This window comes from Pseudomonas sp. FJ2-5-13 (genome assembly GCF_029201605.1).
Lineage (GTDB): Bacteria > Pseudomonadota > Gammaproteobacteria > Pseudomonadales > Pseudomonadaceae > Aquipseudomonas > Aquipseudomonas lactis.
Window position 1 is genome coordinate 1,130,996 of record NZ_CP104045.1, and the last position, 18,102, is coordinate 1,149,097.

The following is an 18,102-nucleotide window of genomic DNA, read 5'->3' on the forward strand; positions in this document are numbered from 1 at the left end:
TTAAAGCGTTGAGTGCGTTATAGGCAGTTGCCTACATCGTGCGTAGACATTTCTGCTTGTAGGGCCGTCACCGATTCTTGAAAGCTGCACAGCGTTTGCTTCGTCCCGATGACGCTCATCGGGGCGTGGCGAGTCAGCTTTCCGGAAAAGGACATTCCCGTGGCCCTGATACACCTCTGTGCAGTGCTTGCTCTCTTGCTCTCGACGAGTGCCGTCGCCGCCGACGTTCAACCGCGGCGTGAAATCCGTTTCGCCGTTGCCGCGCATTTTCCGCCCTTTCAAAGCCGCAATGCCCAAGGGCAATTGGTGGGGTTGAATATCGAACTGGGCAATGCCCTGTGCGAGCAGCTCAACGTGCGCTGTACTTGGGTTGACCAAATCGTCATGGAAAACTTCCCGGCTCTCGAGGCCAGGCAGTTCGACGCGATCATGGGCATGGCCACCACCTGCCGTCGGCGGCAACGGGTGAGCTTCACCGATGACCTCTACCCGATCACCACCCGGCTGGTGGCGCGTAAAACCTCGGGCCTGCGTCCTGATCGACGGTCCCTCAAGGGCAAGCGTGTCGGGGTGCTGGTGCGCAGTAATCGTGAAGCTTTTGCCCTGTCGCAATGGGCGCCGGCGGGGGTGATCATCAGGAGTTTCTGGCTCAACGACCAACTGGTGCAGAGCCTGGTTTCGGGCGATATCGACGCGACCCTGCAAGGCGCGGTGGAGATCCGTGAAGCGCTGCTCGACACGCCCCAGGGGCTGGACTTCGATTACATGGGGCCGCCTGTGTCGTCGGGCCTGCTGGGTAATAGCGTGGCGATTGCGGTGCGAAAAACCGATATTGCGTTGCGTAATGAGCTTAATCATGCGCTTGAGCAATTGATGCAGAATGGCGAGTACCAGCGCATTCTTCAGCCGTATCGGCTCGATGTATTGCCGCCCCATTCATGATCGCGAATGTGTGAGTGCCGCTCTGCACCCGTGAGGCGCCTATCTACCTGACACGCCAAGATCAAACTGTGGGAGCTGGCTTGCCTGCGATGACGGCCTGACAGCCGACGCCTATCTACCTGACCCCCCGTGATCCAACTGTGGGAGCTGGCTTGCCTGCGATAGCGGCCTGCCAGTCGACACAGTTATATCGAGTACATATCCATTGCTGCGGTAACGGCCACCTAGGGTTCCGCTCTGACAGCGGGTCACTTTTGGAAAAGAGCCCCAAAAGTAACCAAAAGGGCTCTTGCCCCACCACTCGGCACCTCGCCTAGGCTCGGTGTGCCCGTAATCCGCCAGTGATTTGGGGGGCCGCCGCCACGCGCCATCCATGGCGCGGGGCGGCTAAACCGGCATCCCTGCCGGTTTACCCCCCAAATCACTGTCGAATTCCGGCCAGCGTGGTTTAACGGGGCGCTTGAGATCAAAAGCAGATCAAGATCAAGAGCGGCTCGCTTCGCATCGTGGTTAGTCGGGTTGCTGCGAACTATAATTGTGTCGTTCTCTATGCCGCCAGGCCGCAGTGGGCTAAGCCGCTCTCAGCGAGATAAACGCATAATTGGCCGGCACTTCCGTGGCAATTTGTGCCCCGGCATCCAGCACCTGTTCGGCGATGTCCATCCCGGACACATGAAACACCCATTCATTGGCCACCGCCGGCTGTTCAATCGCCAGTTCAATCGCCTGGGCAAACGCCTGCATGTCCGGCAAGTACGCGGTAAACCCGTCGCCCTTGAGGGCGGTCGTGCGGATGCCGAGCAACGCGCATACGGCTTCCTTGGTCTGTACGTCATCACGGTCGGCCTGGCGCGAACGGCGAATCAGTTCGGCCAGTTGCGTGTCCATCAATTCACCACCGACGATCAGCGCCGGGCCTTGCTCCCAGGATTCCGGCGGGCAGTCTTTGGCGCTTGGGTTCAGTGGGATATGCGGGTTGATCTCCATCGGGTAGATGCGGCACACCAGCGGGCGCCGTTCGTAGATGCGGCAGCGGTTGTCTTCGTCAAGATTCCGGCAGCGTCCGGCGTTGTAGGCGGCAAAGGTGATTGCCACAAACGCCTCGGTATTGCCGCTGGGCACGACCACTGAACGGCGCTCGGCGTGTTCCCGTTGTTGCAGGGGCAGGCCCAGGCCGTTGCCAAGAAAGCCCTCCACCAGAACGATGACGTTGCCGCCGTCCGCCGCCCAACTGCGGGCTTCTTCGAGGGTCAGAGGCACGTGATGGTCGCTGCAGCATTTGCCGCAACCGACGCAGGAAAAGTGTGTGTTCATGGCGGATCTGTCACCAGGCAAGGTCAGAGGGCACGCTTGAGGGGTGACGGGTTTTTACCTCTATCGACCGCTCAGGGGCTCTGGAAGCAAGTTATGCGCCAGTGAGGGTCAGCCCTTGGGTAGGATGTCGCGCAGCACAAACCCCATGCCCGCACTTTCATACAGTTGGCGGGCGCGCAGGTTGCTCTCCAGCACCTTGAGGTCCACATAGGGTTCGCCGCGCTGCTTGAACACCTGGAAGCTATGCAGCAGCAAGGCGCGGCCCAGCCCTTGGCCTTGGGCACAGGGGTGGACGGCCAGGTTCTTGATAAAGGCGCTGGTCCAGCATTGTGCCACGCCGAGAATACCGTCGCGGTTACTGGCCACCAGGCACAGCGTCGGGTCGTACTCGGCATCGGTGACGAACTGCCGGCGCCACTCATCCAGATGGCCGACACGGCCGCCGCCTTGGTCCTGGGTCATGCGCAGTACGGCATGGATCGCCGGGGCCAGTTCATCGCGATAATGATCCAGCCGGGTATCCGCTGGCCATTGCGGGGCGGGCAGGCTGCCGGTGAGGTCGCGACGCAGCAGCTGGTAATACTCGGCCAAGGCTTACAGGCCCTTTTGCGCCACGGTTTGCGCGGCGATGACCAGGCATTTGGTCAATTCGGGGGATGAGAATTTGGTGAGTACCGAGTCGGCACCGGCCAGGCGTGCTTTTTCGCTGTTCATCGCGCTGTCCAGGGAGGTGTGCAACAGCACGTAGAGGTCCTTGAAATCCGGAGTTTCGCGCAAGGTGCGGGTGAGGGCGTAGCCGTCCATCTCAGACATCTCGATGTCCGACACCACCACGTTGATCTGTTCAACCGTGCCTTGCAGCTCCAGCAACACGTCGATGGCTTCCTTGGCGCTGCGGGCGGTGTGGCAGGTCAGGCCGAGGTTGCGCAGGGTGTGTACCGATTGCTGCAAGGCCACCTGGCTGTCGTCCACCACCAGGATGCGGGCATTGCCCAGCACTTCGGCTTCTTCCATGGTCAGGTCGGTCGGCGCCGCTTCAACCGGTGCCGGGGCGATGCCATGGATGACTTTCTCGATATCCAGCACCTGCACCAGGCCACCTTCCACCTGGGTAACCCCGGTGATAAACGCCCGATTGCCGCCGGAGCCGTAGGGCGGCGGGCGGATATCGGTGGTCAGGCAATGCACGATCTTACTCACCGCCTGCACATGCAGGCCCTGCTTGGAACGGCTGACATCGGTGACGATCAGGCAGCCGCCGTCCGGGTCTTGCAAGGGCATTTCACCCAGGGCGCGGCTCAGGTCGATCACTGACAAAGACGCGCCGCGCAAGGTGGCGATGCCTTTGACGTGCGGGTGTGACTCCGGCAGCTTGGTCAGCGGCGGGCAGGGGATGATCTCGCTGACTTTCAACAGGTTGATGGCCATCAGCTTGCCGCTGCGCAAGGTAAAGAGCAGAAGCGAGAGTGAGTCTGCGCGGGCTTTGGTGGTGGACATAAAAACCTTCTGTGGATCAGGGATGACGATCTATAGAGAGTTATCGACTTGGCTGGCCGGGGCTTTAACCGGATTTTGTGTCGGCACACTGTTTATATGCAAGCTGGCTTGCCTGCGATGGCCATAGGTATCTACACAACTGTGCAGTTCGCCGCAGCCACCGGTAACCACGATGCGAAGCGAGCCGCTCTTGATCTTGATCTGCTTGTGATCTTGATCTCAAGCGCCCCGTTAAACCACGCTGGCCGTAATTCGACAGGGATTTGGGGGGTAAACCGGCAGGGATGCCGGTTTAGCCGCCCCGCGCCATGGATGGCGCGTGGCGGCGGCCCCCCAAATCACTGGCGAATTACGGGCACACCGAGCCTAAGCGAGGTGCCGAGTGGTGGGGCAAGAGCGTTTTGCTTACTTTTGCGCTTTTCAAAAGTGAGCCGCCGTCAGGGCGGAACCCTAAGTGGCCGTTACCGCAGCAATGGATATATACACAATCCAACTGTGTTGACTGTCAGGCCGCCTTCGCGAGCAAGCCCGCTCCCACAGTGGGATTGTGGGGAGTCAGGCAGAGAAGTGTCGGCTGGCAGGCCGTCATCGCAGGCAAGCCAGCTCCCACCTCAAGTCCAGTATCAGCCCTTCCAGACCTGCGGGTTCACCAGGTCCTGGGGGCGTTGACCCAGCAGCGCGCTGCGCAGGTTGTCCAACGCGCGATTGGCCATGGCTTCGCGGGTTTCACCGGTGGCCGAACCAATATGCGGCAGGGTCACGGCATTGCTCAACTGGAACAACGGCGATTCAGCCAGCGGTTCCTTTTCATACACATCCAGCCCGGCACCACGAATGCGTTGGGTTTGCAGGGCTTCGACCAGCGCCGGTTCATCCACCACCGGCCCACGTGAGATATTGATCAGGATCGCGCTGGGCTTCATCAACGCCAGCTCCCGCGTGCTGATCAGGTGACGGGTCTTGTCGCTCAACGGCACCACCAGGCAGACGAAATCCGCCTCGGCCAGCAGCTGATCCAGGCTGCGAAACTGCGCGCCCAGTTCTTGCTCCAGCGCGGTCTTGCGGCTGTTGCCGCTGTAAAGGATCGGCATATTGAAGCCCAGGCGCCCACGCCGGGCCACGGCCGCGCCGATATTGCCCATGCCGACAATGCCCAGGGTCTTGCCGTGCACGTCGCAACCAAACAGCGACGCGCCCACGCTGGCTTTCCATTGGCCGGCCTTGGTCCAGGCATCCAATTCGGCCACGCGGCGTGCGCTGCTCATCAGCAACGCAAAGGCCAGGTCGGCAGTGCTTTCGGTGAGCACATCGGGGGTGTTGGTGAGCATGATCCCGCGCTCGTTGAAGTACGGCACGTCGTAGTTGTCGTAGCCCACCGACACGCTGGACACCACCTCCAGCTTGCTCGCGCTTTCCAGTTGCTCGCGGCCCAACTTGCGGCCCACGCCGATCAAACCGTGGACATGGGGCAGGGCTTCGTTGAACTGTGCGTTGATGTCACCCAGCTTGGGGTTGGGCGCGATCACCTCGAAATCCTGTTGCAGGCGTTCGATCATCGGCGGGGTGATACGGCTGAAGGCCAGGACAGTCTTTTTCATTGCAGAACTCCACTCAACATGTGGGAGCTGGCTTGCCTGCGATGGCGGTGTGTCAGCCACTATTGCATTGGCTGATTCACCGTCATCGCAGGCAAGCCAGCTCCCACAATGAATTTATAGGGGGTGGGAAGCAGTATTCCAAAATCAGGTCGCCATCCGCACGCCACCCACAGCACCGCTCAACTCATACGCCACCAACTCCGCCTGGTGCGCCGCCAGAATCTCCGGCAACGAACCGCGCAGGTATTCCACCCAGGTCTTGATCTTCGCATCCAAGTATTGGCGCGAGGGGTAGATGGCGTACAGGTTCAGCTCCTGGGAGCGGTAGGTCGGCATCACCCGTACCAGCGTGCCGTTGCGCAGCCCTTCGATGGCGGCGTACACCGGCAGCAGGCCGACGCCCATGCCGCTGGTGATCGCGGTTTTCATCGCGTCGGCCGAGTTCACCAAGAACGGCGAGCTGTTGATCGCCACGCTTTCCTGGCCTTCAGGGCCGTTGAAGGTCCATTTGTCCAGCTGGACCACCGGGCTGACCAGGCGCAGGCACGCATGGTTGAGCAAATCCTGGGGCCGTTGTGCGCAGCCCTTGGCCTTGACGTAGTCCGGCGAGGCGCAGGCGATGCTGTAGGTGATGCCCAGGCGCTGGGACACAAAACCTGAGTCCGGCAGTTCGCTGGCCAGCACGATGGACACGTCGTAGCCCTCGTCGAGCAGGTCCGGCACGCGGTTGGCCAGGGTCAGGTCGAAGGTCACGTCGGGATGGGTGCGGCGGTAGCGGGCAATCGCGTCAATGACGAAATGCTGGCCGATGCCGGTCATGGTGTGCACTTTCAACTGCCCGGCGGGGCGCGCGTGGGCGTCGCTGGCTTCGGCCTCGGCTTCCTCGACGTAGGCGAGGATCTGCTCGCAGCGCAGCAAATAGCGTTTGCCGGCTTCGGTCAGCGCGATGCGCCGGGTGGTGCGGTTGAGCAAGCGGGTTTGCAGGTGGGCCTCAAGATTGGAGACCGCGCGCGAGACGTTGGCCGTGGTGGTGTCCAGTTGCACGGCGGCGGCGGTGAAGCTGCCGGCTTCGGCCACACAACTGAAGGCGCGCATGTTTTGCAAAGTGTCCATGGAGTGTTCTCAAGGGAGATAGCAAATTGTGACAGAAAGTTACGCTTTGAGTGATCCCTACCAACGGATTATCGCCTGAACGGTAACAAAGATTCACAGGAATGCCAGCTTATCGTCCTCCCTGCCGCCGCCTAGAATTGCGCCACCTCTTGCGCAACACCCTCTCAGGAATTCGCTTGCCGTGCCGCGTCGCATCAGCAGAGAGCTGAAGACTCTCAGTGTTTGGGCTTTAACGTCAGTCATCAGCGGTTGCATCGGAACCGGAGGAATCGCCCCCCAAGGCCAGGCGATCAACGCCAACACCCTGGCCACCGACGCCTCGATCCAGAGCGCCGCCCGCGACGCCCACTGGCCCACCGCCCAATGGTGGCAGGCCTACGGCGACCCGCAGCTCAACCGTTGGGTTGAACTCGCCACCCATAACAGCCCCAGCCTGGCCGTGGCCGCCGCCCGCGTGCGCCAAGCCCGGGCGCTGGCCGGGGTGGCAGAGTCGGCCGAGTCGCTGCAGATCAACAGCGACACTACCCTCAAGCGCCACAACTGGCCCAAGGATCAGTTCTACGGCCCCGGCGAACTGAGCGGCGCCAACACGTGGGACAACAATTCGTCTCTGGGCCTGAGCTACGCCCTCGACCTGTGGGGCCGGGAAAGCAACAGCACCGAACGCGCCGTCGACCTGGCGCACATGAGCGCCGCCGAAGCGCGCCTGGCCCAGCTCGAACTGCAAAACAATGTGGTGCGCGCATACATTCAGCTGTCGTTGCAGTACGCCAACCGCGACATCGCGGCCGCCACCCTGGCCCAGCAACAGCAAATACTGGATCTGGCCAACAAACGCCTGAGCGCCGGGATCGGCACTCACTTTGACGTCAGCCAGGCCGAAACTCCGCTGCCGGAAACCCATCGCCAACTGGATGCCCTGGACGAGGAAATCGCCCTGAGCCGTAACCAACTGGCGGCGTTGGCCGGCAAAGGCCCGGGGGAGGGCGCGCAATTGCAGCGTCCGACCCTGGCCCTTGCCGCGCCGTTGAAATTACCCTCCAGCCTGCCCGCGCAGTTGCTCGGCCAACGCCCGGACGTGGTTGCCAGTCGCTGGCAGGTAGCGGCCCAGGCGCGGGGTATCGATGTGGCTCATGCAGGCTTCTACCCCAACGTCGACCTGGTCGGCAGCCTCGGTTACATGGCCACCGGCGGCGGCATGCTGGAATTCCTGGCCGGCAAGAAATTCAACTACAACGTCGGCCCGGCGATCACCTTGCCGATCTTCGACGGCGGCCGCCTGCGTGCGCAATTGGGCGAAGCCAGTGCCGGCTATGACATCGCGGTGGCCCAGTACAACCAGACCCTGGTCAATGCGCTCAAGGGCATCAGCGACCAGTTGATCCGCCGTGAGTCCATGGACAAGCAATCGGCCTTCGCCGCGCAGTCGGTGGCCTCGGCGCAGAAAACCTACGACATCGCCATGATCGCCTATCAACGTGGCCTCACGGACTACCTCAACGTGCTCAACGCCCAAACCTTGTTGTTTCGTCAGCAGCAGATCGAACAACAGGTGCAGGCGGCGCGCCTGAGTGCCCATGCCGAACTGGTGACCGCCCTGGGCGGCGGCCTCGGCGCTGGCGACGATGTGCCCACGGCTGCCAAGACACGCCCAAGCAAGACCCCGGCGGCGCTCGCCGTGTTTGATCACTGAGTAGGATTCGATGACTCCCTTGCCTGCACCGCTGCGCTGGCTGCATTCCCTTGAGTGGCGCCGTGGTTTCTTCGACTGGGCACGCAGCGATGGCGTGACCTGGGTGTATATCTTCAAAGTACTGGTCGCCGCGTTCCTGACGCTGTGGCTGGCCATGCGTCTGGAACTGCCGCAACCGCGCACGGCGATGATCACCGTATTTATCGTGATGCAGCCCCAGAGCGGCCAGGTGTTCGCCAAGAGTTTCTACCGTTTCCTCGGGACCTTGGCAGGCTCGGCGGTGATGGTGCTGTTGATCGCCCTGTTTGCGCAGAACACCGAACTGTTCCTCGGTGCGCTGGCGATCTGGGTGGGCATTTGCACTGCTGGCGCCACGCGCAACCGCAACTTTCGCGCCTATGGGTTCGTGCTCGCCGGCTACACCGCGGCGATGGTCGGCCTGCCGGCCCTGGCCCACCCGGACGGCGCCTTTATGGCGGCGGTGTGGCGGGTGTTGGAAATTTCCCTGGGGATACTGTGCTCGACACTGGTCAGCGCCGCCATCCTGCCGCAGACCTCCAGCGCCGCCATGCGCAACGCGCTGTATCAGCGCTTTGGCGTGTTCGCGCTGTTCGTGACCGACGGCCTGCGCGGGCGCAGCCAGCGCGAAGGCTTCGAGGCCAGCAACGTGCGCTTTATTGCCGAAGCCGTGGGCCTGGAAGGCTTGCGCAGTGTCACCGTGTTCGAAGACCCGCACATGCGTCGGCGCAACGGGCGGCTCAGTCGCCTCAACAGCGAATTCATGAGCATCACCACACGCTTCAACGCCCTGCACCAGTTGCTTGAACGCTTGCGCGCCGATGAGGCCGACCATGTGGTGGCAGCGATCAAGCCCGGCCTGCAAGACCTGGCCGAAGTACTCGACAGCTTCTCTGGCCGCGCCCTCACCAGCCCCGATGCCGCGCGCCTAGTCAACCAGTTGAGCGCCTACAAGGACGGCCTGCCCGCCAAGGTGCGCAGCCTGCGGGCGAGCTTCCAGGAGGACAACCCGACGGACGCCGAGCAGTTGGATTTCCACACCGCCTACGAGCTGCTGTACCGCTTCGTCGACGACCTGCACAACTACGCGCAAACCCACGCGTCCCTGGCCGAGCATCGCCATGCGCGGGAGGATTGGCACGAAGCCTACACGCCAAAGACCAACTGGTTGGCCTGTGCCGCGGCCGGTGTGCGCGCCTCGTTTATCCTGATTGTGCTGGGCAGTTACTGGGTGGCCACGGCCTGGCCCAGCGGCGCCACCATGACCTTGATCGCGGCGGCCACGGTGGGCCTGTCTGCTGCCACGCCCAACCCCAAGCGCATGGCGTTCCAGATGGCCTGCGGCACTTTGATCGGCGCGTTGGTCGGCTTTGTCGAAATGTTCTTCGTGTTCCCCTGGATCGATGGTTTCCCGCTGCTGTGCGTGATGCTCGCACCGGTGATTATCTTCGGTGCTTTTCTGTCGTCACGCCCCCAATACGCCGGCGTGGGCGTGGGCCTGCTGATTTTCTTCAGCACCGGTTCGGTGCCGGATAACCTCACGGTCTACAACCCTTACCTCTTTATCAACGACTACATCGCCATGGTCATCGGCATGCTGGTGTGCGCGGCGGCAGGGGCGATCATTTTGCCGCCCAACAGCCGCTGGTTGTGGCGCCGTATGGAGCAAGACCTGCGTGAGCAAGTGGTGTATGCCATCAGCGGCAAGCTCAAGGGCCTGGCGTCGAGCTTTGAAAGCCGCACCCGCGACCTGCTGCACCAGGCCTACGGGCTTGCGGTCGGCCAGCCGCAGGTGCAGCGCGATTTGCTGCGCTGGATGTTCGTGGTGCTGGAGGTCGGCCACGCGATCATCGAGCTGCGCAAGGAGCAGGCGATTTTGCCGGTGCACCCGGCGTATGCCGAGTCCCAGCCGTGGCGCCAGGCGATCCGTGTGATGGGGCGCTCGCTGGTGCGGCTGTTCCTGCAACCCAGCGCCAGCAACCTGGAGCGTGGGTTGATTGCCGTCGACCATGCGATCAGCCGCGTGCAGGCCACCGACGAACCCTTCGCCCCGCACTTCGACACCTCGGCCCTGCGCCGGGTGAAGAGCTACCTGCACTTTATTCGCACCTCGTTGCTGGACCCGCAATCGCCTCTGGCCGCCCTCAAAGGAGCCCCGAATGCCTCGTGAAATTGCATTCCACGGCATCTATATGCCGACCATGACCCTGATGTTCCTGATCGCCGCGGGGCTGGCCTGGGCGGTTGACCGCTTCCTGGCCGGGTTCGACCTGTACCGGTTTTTCTGGCACCCGGCGCTGCTGCGCCTGAGCCTGTTCGCTTGCCTGTTCGGCGCCCTGGCGCTGAGCGTCTACCGTTGAGAATGCTCCGATGAAAAAGTTCTTCAGCCTGCTCGCCACCTTGCTGGTTCTGGCGTTGGCGATCTGGATTGGCCGCACGTTGTGGGTGCACTACATGCAAACACCGTGGACCCGCGATGGCCGGGTGCGCGCCGACATTATCAATGTGGCGGCTGACGTCACCGGTGAAGTGGTGGACGTGCCGGTACGTGATAACCAGTTGGTGAAAAAAGGCGACCTGCTGATGCAGATCGACCCCGAGCACTACCGCATTGCCGTCAAGCAAGCGCAATCGTTGGTGGCCTCACGCAAGGCCACCTGGGAAATGCGCAAGGTCAACGCGCACCGCCGCGCCGACCTGGACGCTTTGGTGATCTCCAAGGAAAACCGCGACGACGCCAGCAACATCGCCGACTCGGCCCTGGCCGATTATCAGCACGCCTTGGCGCAACTGGAGGCCGCCGAACTCAACTTGAAACGCACGCAAGTGCTGGCGGCGGTAGACGGTTATGTCACTAACCTCAATGTGCATCGCGGCGACTATGCGCGTATTGGCGAGGCGAAGATGGCTGTGGTGGATATGAATTCGTTCTGGGTCTATGGCTTCTTCGAAGAAACCAAGCTGCCCCATGTGAAGGTGGGTGACACAGCCGATATGCAATTGATGAGCGGCGAGACCTTGAAGGGCCATGTGGAAAGCATCTCCCGCGGTATCTACGACCGTGATAACCCCGAGAGCCGTGAACTGATCGCCGATGTGAACCCGACCTTTAACTGGGTGCGGTTGGCCCAGCGTGTGCCGGTGCGGATTCACATTGATGAAGTGCCGGAGGGCGTGTTGTTGGCGGCAGGCATTACCTGCACTGTCATCGTGAACCCAACGCAAAACTAAACTGTGGGAGGCTGGCTCGCCTGCGATGGCGGCCTGACAGCCGACACTGATCTACCTGACACACCACCATCCAAATGTGGGAGCTGGCTTGCCTGCGAAGACGGCCTGGCAGCCGACACTGATGTACCTGACACACCACCATCCAAATGTGGGAGCTGGCTTGCCTGCGAAGACGGCCTGGCAGCCGACGCTGATGTACCTGACACACCACCATCCAAATGTGGGAGCTGGCTTGCCTGCGAAGACGGCCTGCCAGTCAACACAGTTGGACAGGGTACATATCCGTTATTTAGGTAACGGCCACCTAGGGTTCCGCTCTGACAGCGGCTCACTTTTGAAAAGCGCAAAAGTAAGCAAAACGCTTTTGCCCCACCACTCGGCACCTCGCTTAGGCTCGGTGTGCCCGTAATCCGCCAGTGATTTGGGGGGCCGCCGCCACGCGCCATCCATGGCGCGGGGCGGCTAAACCGGCATCCCTGCCGGTTTACCCCCCAAATCCCTGTCGAATTCCGGCCAGCGTGGTTTGACGGGGCGCTTAAGATCAAGATCAAAAGCAGATCAAGAGCGACTCGCTTCGCATCGTGGTTACCGTTGCCCATCGCAGGCAAGCCAGCTCCCACATTTGAACGCGTCAGGCTTTGATAAAGGTCTCGTGCAAGTGCCGCCACAACAGCGCGCCGCTGGCCTGTTTCTCAAACACCACCGTGGCGCGGCGGTCGGTCTGGGTGCCACTGTCATCCACCTGATGCTCGCGATACGTCACCGTGGCCCCCCGTGCATGACGATCAATCCCGGTCATTTCACTCAAGGTGATTTTCAACCCCGGGCGCATCCCGCCCAGGCGCGTAAACAACGCATTGACCCCGGCCCTGTTGACCCGCGTTCCGGTGGCGGGCGCGATCATGCTGAACTCGGGTGAGAAGCGCGCCAGCAGATTTTCCAGCGTGCCCTGAGGCGCAACCCCGGCAAACCATTGCTCGATCTCGACGTGGGTCTGGATCACTTCTTCAAAAAAATCGCTGTAGTCAATCATGCTTGGGCTCGCTGCAAGGGTGAAGCAGCGTGCGTACTCTGGAAGCATCCAGGCGCAACACTGCGAAAAGCGGCAACAGGGTCAGAGCTGCCGCCATCGTGAAGGTTATGGCGAAGGAATCCAAGGCCGACAGGATTGCACTGAGCACGGCGGCGCCGACGCAGAAGCTTACTTGACGGTTCATGTTCCACAACGCACTGGCGTGGCCCATGCGCTCGGCCGCAATATCCAGAAAGGCCAGGGTTTGCGCGGTGCTGCTGCACAGGCTGCCGCCCAGGCCCATCAACACATAGGCGGCAATGATCAGGGCCGGCTCGTTGAGCAACAGGATGCCGCCACATTGCAGCGCCATGCCCGCCAGTAGCAAGGGTTTGGGACCGCAGCGATTGAAGAGTTTCTTGCTCAGGTAGATTGCCACTGCCGAGGCCAGTGCCCAGGGCAGCATCAGCGCGCCGGTTTGGGTGGCGTCATAGCCCAGGCTGCGCACATAAAGGATGGCGATCAGGCTGGTGCCGATAAACACGCCGGGTATGCACAGGTAGACCAGCATCGCCACGCGCAGCATCGGACTGGCAACCTGTTTGAAAATACTGCTCAGGTCCAGAGGTGGGCGCACGCGGGTGGGCGCGTCGGGTGTTATCCACAGCAAGGCCAGCAGCAGGGTGATCAGGGCCAGGGGCAGGTTGGCGTAGAAAATCCCGCGCCAGGACACACTGTCGACAATCACCCCACCCAACGCTGGCGATAACGCCGGCACCAGCAACGCCACCGACATCACCCGCGCCGTCAGCTGGCTGCGCTCGGCGGCGGGAAAGTGCCGGTACGCCATGGCCTGGCCCACGGGAATCAGCAAGCCGCCGCCGAGCCCTTGCACCGCGCGCCAGCCTATCAACGCCTCGATGGAACCGGCCTGGCCCACCATCACCGAGGCGCCGGCGAACAGCAGCAGGCTGGTGGCGATCAGCGTGCGTTCGCCCATGATCGCTGCCAGCCAGACACTCAGGGGAATGATCAGGGTCAGCCCGAGCATGTAAGCGTTGCTGATCCACGCCAGTTGCGTGACCGAGGCGTGCAGCTCGCGGGCAATGTCCGGGTAGGCGACGGTGGCGACAAACATGTTCACCAGGTCCAGGGCAAAACCCAATAAAAAGATCCAGGCGACTTTCGAGCGGTAGGTCATGAACGCGTTCCTGCGAGTGAAGCCGGCAGGGTAGGCCGCACGCAGGGTTTGGGATACGTCGGTTTGCCTGCTAGTTTGTCAAAAGTATTTTGACAAAGGAGGGCGTCCGCCATGGTCAGCCTGGACCGATTTGACACCTTCAAGGCCGTGGTCGAGGCCGGCTCGCTCACTGCTGCCGCGGATCTGCTCGGCCAGACCCGCGCCGTGGTCAGCTTCAACCTCAAGCGCCTGGAAGCGGAACTCGGCGTCACCCTGCTGACGCGCAACACCCGCCAGTTGGCGCTCACCGATGCCGGCGAACGCTTCTACCTGCGCTGCACGCGCATGCTTGAAGAGGCGCGCCTGGCGGTAGAAGAAGCCCGCAGTGAACATGCCCAACTCAAGGGCACCCTGCGCATCACCACCACCGTGGAATATGCCCTGGCTGTGGTCGCCCCGGCGGTAGAAGCGTTTCGCCGTTTGCACCCGGACCTGAACATCCACTTATCCACCTCCTCCACCCACGCGGATCTGATCTCCGAGCGTTTTGACGTGGCGATACGGCTGGGGCGCTTGCTGGACTCCAATCATCGGGCGGTGCAGTTATCGACGTTCGAGGTGTTTGCCGTCGCGGCGCCGCAGTTTGCCGGGTTGCAGACCCTGGATGAGGTGGAACAGGTGCCCAGGCTGGGCCATGGCCGCTTGAGCGAATTGAGCGTGACCGACCCGGCGGGTCTTGAACACTCTTATCGAGCCGGCCCGTCAGCCTTGGTGGCCGACAGCGCGTCGGTCCTCCAGGCGTTTGCCGTGCGTGGCCACGGTGTGGCGGTTTTACCGCAATGGTTGGTGCAGGAGGATCTGGACGCGGGACGCTTGGTGCGCCTGTTGGCGGACCACCGTTTTGCCCCGCAAGGGGTTTACGCGATGTATCCGGACACGCGGCATTTGCCGCTGAAGGTGCGGGCGTTTATTGATTTCATGAAGCCTTAGAGTGTACCGCCCAAGCCAAAGCGCTTCCTCAACACCTTCTCCAACAACCCCTTGGGCAACAGCGCCGCCATCCACGGCAACGCCCGGCTGCCGTTGCCCGAGCGCAGCAGGCGCGGTGGTTGTCCTTGCTGCACTGCCTTGAGCACGTCTGCGGCAAATTCACTGGCTGGAGTGGGTTTATCCTGGGACGCTTGGCTGCGTGCACGAATGCCCTCGCGCAATGGCCACCATGGCGACTGTTCGTGGATCAGCAATTCGGCCTGGGCGCCGGCATTCTTTGCAAAGCGGGTATTGATCGCACCCGGCTGGACTTCCATCACGCGCACGCCAAACGGTGCCAGCTCCATGCGCAGGGCGTCGCTCAACGCATGCACAGCGGCTTTGGACGCGCAGTAGGCACCGGCGAACGGCGTCACCAATACGCCGGAAACGCTGCCGATATTCACCACCAGGCCCTTGCTGCGACGCAGGGCGGGGAACAGCGCCTGGGTTACGCCGACGATGGAAAACACATTGGTCTCGAATTGGCGCTGCATCGCCTCGGTGCCGCCGTCGAGCAATGGGCCCATGGCGCCGTAGCCAGCGTTGTTGATCAGTACATCCAGCTCGCTCCATTGCTCCGACAAGCGTTGCAGGGCGGTGCTGTCGTTGACGTCCAGCTGTAGGGCATTAAAGCCTGCGGCAGTAAGCGCGGCGACGTCATCGGGTTTGCGGGCGCTGGCCCATACCTCGAAGCCTGCGGCTTTGAAGGCTTCGGCGAGGGCACGGCCGATGCCGCTGGAGCAACCGGTGATCAGTACGTTGGGCATGGGTCCATCCTTTGTCAGTCCGAGAAACTGCCTTGCAGGTGCTCGGCGCGAAATTCCAGGGTTTGTGGGCGATAGCCAGGGCGCAGCGGCGGGGTGGGCAGGCAATCCTCCCAGGTAGCACCCGCCTGCAACTCGCCGGGGCCGCGATAGCGCGGAGCGGCGTAGACATTGTCGGCCAGGTTGACCGTATCGCCCGGCGCATAGGCGGCCACGCGCCAGCGCAGTTCGGTGAGCGGTACGTCGTTGCCGTTGTTGAGGGTCAGTTTGAGCGGTCGGTCGGCGGGGCAGTCTTGCGGCGCGTAGGTGATGCGCAGCTCAAGGCGCGCCAGTTGCGACGCTTCGCGGTTGTCCAGCCATACCACCCACACTGCGACAAACCCCAGGCCGACGGCAGCGGCCAACGATACCGGCAGCGCCTTGGCGGGGTAGCGCAGCAGCAGGACCAGCCAGGTGATGATCAGGAGAACGCCGAAGAACATGGAGACCACCTCGAATAGGGAACCAGCATCCTAACTTAAGCTTAGGTGGGATTGGTTACCTTGAGCATTGTGTTGGCCGGGCGGACGCCATCGCAGGCAAGCCAGCTCCCACATTCGACCGCATTCTAAAGTGGGGGCGCGGTCAACTGTGGGAGCTGGCTTGCCTGCGATGGGCATAGGTATCTACACAATTTTGTAGGTTGTAGCAGCCAACGGTAACCACGATGCGAAGCGAGCCGCTCTTGATCTTGATCTGCTTGTGATCTTGATCTCAAGCGCCCCGTTAAACCACGCTGGCGAATTACGGGCACACCGAGCCTAAGCGAGGTGCCGAGTGGTGGGGCAAGAGCGTTTTGCTTACTTTTGCGCTGTTCAAAAGTGAGCCGCTGTCAGAGCGGAACCCTAAGCGGCCGTTACCGCAGCAATGGATATGTACACAATCCAACTGTGTTGACTGCCAGGCCGCCTTCGCGAGCAAGCCCGCTCCCACAGTTTGATCGCGGGGCGTCAGGTAGATAAGCATCGGCTGTCCGGTCGCCACGGGAGCAAGCTCCCTCGCCACAGGTTCGGCGCACTACCCGAAGTTGTGTAGATACCTATGCTGCGATGACGCCTGTACAGGCACCACAAACCCCAAAGAAAAAGCCCCCACCCAACCCACTGCGGATAGGGGACGCAATGGGCTGGGCGAGGGCTTCTTGTACGACTGTTTTACTGCGCGATAGTTTTCACCGATACGCCACGTTCAACCGGTGTCGAGCGCCCGTAGATATCTTCGAAGCGCTCGATATCGTCTTCACCCAGGTAGCTGCCCGATTGCACCTCGATGATCTCCAACGGGATCTTGCCCGGGTTGCGCAGGCGGTGCACCGAGGCGATGGGGATGTAGGTGGACTGGTTTTCGCAGAGCAGGAACACGTTCTCGTCACAGGTGACTTCGGCGGTGCCGCTGACCACGATCCAGTGTTCGGCGCGGTGGTGGTGCATCTGCAGCGACAGGCACGCGCCCGGCTTGACCGAGATGTGCTTGACCTGGAAGCGCCCGCCCATGTCCACCGAGTCGTAGGAACCCCACGGGCGATAGACTTCGCAGTGGTTTTGGGTTTCGCTGCGGCCTTGCTCGTTGAGGGTGTTGACCATCTGCTTGACGCCCTGGACCTTGTCCTTGTGGGCAATCATCATCGCGTCCTTGGTTTCCACCACCACGATGTTATCCAGGCCGATCACCGACACCAGTTTGCCGTTGCCGTGCACCATGCAGTTGCGGCTGTCCTGGATCACCACGTCGCCTTTGCTCACGTTGCCGTTGGCGTCTTTATCGTTGACCGCCCACAGCGAAGCCCAGCAACCCACATCGCTCCAACCAGCAGCCAATGGCACCACGCAGGCGCGTTGGGTTTTTTCCATCACGGCGTAGTCGATGGAATTGTCCGGGCAGCAGGCGAAGGTGGCGTCGTCGAAGGTCACGGTGTCGGCGGTCTGCTCGCTGCGTTCCAGGGTCAGCACGCAGGTGTCGTAGATGTCCGGATCATGCTTTTTCAGCTCTTCGAGGAAGCGGCTGGCGCGGAACAGGAACATGCCGCTGTTCCAGAAGTAGCCGCCGCTTTTGACGAACTCGACCGCACGTTTTTCATCGGGCTTTTCCACGAACTGTTGCACGCGGCTCACGCCTTCAGGCAGCAGCGAATCGTTGGTGGACTTGATGTAGCCATAGCCGGTTTCCGGGCGGGTGGCTGGCACGCCGAACAGCACCATCTCGCCACGCTCGGCGGCCACGGTGGCCAGGGCCAGGGCGCGTTGCAGGGCTTTCTGGTCGTCGATCACGTGGTCGGCGGGCAGTACCAGCATCAAGTCGTCACGGCCTTCGTTGACCAGCATCATCGCGGTCAGGGCCACGGCCGGGGCAGTGTTGCGGCCGAACGGTTCCATCAGGATGCGCTGGCAGTCGAGCTTGCGTGCGCTCAGTTGCTCGTTGACGATGAAACGGTGGTCTTTGTTGCAGACCACGATGGGGGCGTCCATGCCTTCGAACACCAGGCGCTCCAGGGTTTGCTGGAACAAGGTGTGCTCGCCGGTCAGAGCCAGGAACTGCTTGGGGAACTGTTTGCGCGAAAGCGGCCAAAGACGTGAGCCGCTACCACCGGAAAGGATTACTGGGATCATGGGTGTTTCTCCTTGAATCAGTTTGGGTCAGAGCCTGTGGGAGGGGGCTTGCTCCCGAAAGCG

General features: G+C 61.9%; 16 protein-coding genes. 6 read left to right on the forward strand and 10 right to left on the reverse strand.

Annotation, left to right across the window (positions count from 1 at the left end):
- Positions 1 to 159: 159 nt before the first annotated feature.
- Positions 160 to 942, forward strand: coding sequence for a transporter substrate-binding domain-containing protein (locus tag N2A98_RS05030; RefSeq protein ID WP_044272115.1), 783 nt, complete (start codon positions 160 to 162; stop codon positions 940 to 942).
- A 570-nt stretch (positions 943 to 1,512) separates the two neighbouring features.
- Here the strand turns inward: N2A98_RS05030 and N2A98_RS05035 are convergent.
- From N2A98_RS05035 to N2A98_RS05055, 5 genes are all read right to left on the reverse strand, one after another.
- Entirely contained in the window at positions 1,513 to 2,256 is a 744-nt protein-coding gene (locus N2A98_RS05035) for a YkgJ family cysteine cluster protein (RefSeq protein ID WP_044271956.1), read from the reverse strand.
- Between the two features lie 108 nt (positions 2,257 to 2,364).
- Positions 2,365 to 2,847, reverse strand: coding sequence for a GNAT family N-acetyltransferase (locus N2A98_RS05040; protein ID WP_275623090.1), 483 nt, complete (start codon positions 2,845 to 2,847; stop codon positions 2,365 to 2,367).
- A gap of 3 nt (positions 2,848 to 2,850) precedes the next feature.
- Complete coding sequence (locus N2A98_RS05045) at positions 2,851 to 3,753, reverse strand: chemotaxis protein (RefSeq protein ID WP_044271959.1); 903 nt, start codon at positions 3,751 to 3,753, stop codon at positions 2,851 to 2,853.
- 623 nt (positions 3,754 to 4,376) lie between these two features.
- Positions 4,377 to 5,351, reverse strand: coding sequence for a D-glycerate dehydrogenase (locus N2A98_RS05050; RefSeq protein WP_275623091.1), 975 nt, complete (start codon positions 5,349 to 5,351; stop codon positions 4,377 to 4,379).
- A gap of 144 nt (positions 5,352 to 5,495) precedes the next feature.
- Positions 5,496 to 6,464 (reverse strand): LysR family transcriptional regulator, encoded by a 969-nt coding sequence (locus tag N2A98_RS05055; protein ID WP_047712624.1) that lies wholly within the window; start codon positions 6,462 to 6,464, stop codon positions 5,496 to 5,498.
- Positions 6,465 to 6,645: 181 nt separating this feature from the next.
- On the opposite strand from N2A98_RS05055, the gene N2A98_RS05060 reads away from it, so the two are divergent.
- The 4 genes from N2A98_RS05060 to N2A98_RS05075 are packed head-to-tail and all read left to right on the forward strand — an operon-like array spanning position 6,646 to position 11,406.
- Positions 6,646 to 8,157 (forward strand): efflux transporter outer membrane subunit, encoded by a 1,512-nt coding sequence (locus N2A98_RS05060; RefSeq protein WP_275623092.1) that lies wholly within the window; start codon positions 6,646 to 6,648, stop codon positions 8,155 to 8,157.
- A gap of 10 nt (positions 8,158 to 8,167) precedes the next feature.
- A complete protein-coding gene (locus N2A98_RS05065) occupies positions 8,168 to 10,345 on the forward strand; it encodes an FUSC family protein (RefSeq protein ID WP_275623093.1) in 2,178 nt (725 codons plus the stop codon).
- Entirely contained in the window at positions 10,335 to 10,535 is a 201-nt protein-coding gene (locus N2A98_RS05070; RefSeq protein ID WP_003188711.1) for a DUF1656 domain-containing protein, read from the forward strand. The genes N2A98_RS05065 and N2A98_RS05070 overlap by 11 nt, the downstream gene beginning before the upstream one ends.
- Before the next feature lie 10 nt (positions 10,536 to 10,545).
- A complete protein-coding gene (locus tag N2A98_RS05075; RefSeq protein WP_044270477.1) occupies positions 10,546 to 11,406 on the forward strand; it encodes an HlyD family secretion protein in 861 nt (286 codons plus the stop codon).
- A 631-nt stretch (positions 11,407 to 12,037) separates the two neighbouring features.
- Here N2A98_RS05075 and N2A98_RS05080 read toward each other — a convergent pair.
- Positions 12,038 to 12,439 carry a nuclear transport factor 2 family protein gene (locus N2A98_RS05080; RefSeq protein ID WP_044270495.1) on the reverse strand — a complete coding sequence of 134 codons (402 nt, stop codon included), beginning with the start codon at positions 12,437 to 12,439 and terminating at the stop codon, positions 12,038 to 12,040.
- Positions 12,432 to 13,619, reverse strand: coding sequence for an MFS transporter (locus tag N2A98_RS05085; protein ID WP_275623094.1), 1,188 nt, complete (start codon positions 13,617 to 13,619; stop codon positions 12,432 to 12,434). Before N2A98_RS05085 ends, N2A98_RS05080 begins: the two co-directional genes overlap by 8 nt.
- Before the next feature lie 111 nt (positions 13,620 to 13,730).
- On the opposite strand from N2A98_RS05085, the gene N2A98_RS05090 reads away from it, so the two are divergent.
- Entirely contained in the window at positions 13,731 to 14,588 is an 858-nt protein-coding gene (locus tag N2A98_RS05090) for a LysR family transcriptional regulator (protein ID WP_275623095.1), read from the forward strand.
- Here the strand turns inward: N2A98_RS05090 and N2A98_RS05095 are convergent.
- From N2A98_RS05095 to N2A98_RS05105, 3 genes are all read right to left on the reverse strand, one after another.
- Positions 14,585 to 15,397: an SDR family oxidoreductase gene (locus tag N2A98_RS05095; RefSeq protein ID WP_044270489.1), complete on the reverse strand. Its 813-nt coding sequence runs from the start codon at positions 15,395 to 15,397 to the stop codon at positions 14,585 to 14,587. The genes N2A98_RS05090 and N2A98_RS05095 overlap by 4 nt on opposite strands.
- Before the next feature lie 14 nt (positions 15,398 to 15,411).
- Entirely contained in the window at positions 15,412 to 15,876 is a 465-nt protein-coding gene (locus tag N2A98_RS05100; protein WP_044270487.1) for a hypothetical protein, read from the reverse strand.
- Positions 15,877 to 16,587: 711 nt separating this feature from the next.
- Complete coding sequence (locus N2A98_RS05105; RefSeq protein ID WP_032893494.1) at positions 16,588 to 18,039, reverse strand: mannose-1-phosphate guanylyltransferase/mannose-6-phosphate isomerase; 1,452 nt, start codon at positions 18,037 to 18,039, stop codon at positions 16,588 to 16,590.
- Positions 18,040 to 18,102 lie beyond the last annotated feature (63 nt).